This window comes from Salinimicrobium oceani (assembly GCF_012037645.1).
In genome coordinates this window covers 1-603 of sequence record NZ_JAAVJR010000236.1, presented here as the reverse complement: position 1 = coordinate 603, position 603 = coordinate 1, and the positions used below count along the sequence as shown (strand labels likewise).

At 35.8% G+C, this 603-nt stretch carries 1 protein-coding gene; it reads left to right on the top strand.

Translation table 11 applies throughout. The features are described from left to right. Nucleotides 1–603, top strand: a 603-nt coding sequence (locus tag HC175_RS16470; protein ID WP_209310032.1) for a glycosyltransferase family 10 domain-containing protein, incomplete at both ends; no start/stop codon positions are given.

Genomic DNA, 603 nt, shown 5'->3' with positions numbered 1-603 from the left:
AAGTATAAAAACCCGGTGAAGATCTATTACACCGGTGAAAATCTGATCCCGGATTTCAATCTCTGTGATTACGGAATAGGATTCAGTTATCTGGACCTCGGAGACCGGTATTTAAGATATCCTAATTTTGCATTAATTCCGGATCAATTTGGAAAGCTCCTGAAGCACAAATCCTTTACAATAGAAGATATTCAAAAAAAGGAATTTTTCTGTAACTTCATTTATTCCAATTCACAGGCAGATCCTGCCAGAGATCAATTTTTTCATCTTTTAAGTAATTATAAGGAAGTCATGTCTCCGGGAAAGCATCTCAATAATACTTCAATGGATATTGGCGGCAGATTTACCGAAGACTGGATGTACACCAAATTAGAATTTCAGTCAAAATTTAAATTTTCCATAGCTTTCGAAAATTCCTCGTCTCCCGGCTATACCACAGAAAAACTAATGCACTCCTATATCACCAATACCATTCCTATTTACTGGGGAAATCCTGAGGTAGCCAAAGATTTTAATCCTAATTCTCTGATTAACTGTCATGAATTTAAAACTTTTGACGAGGTTGTAGAGAGAGTGAAAGAAATTGATCAAAATGATGAGCTG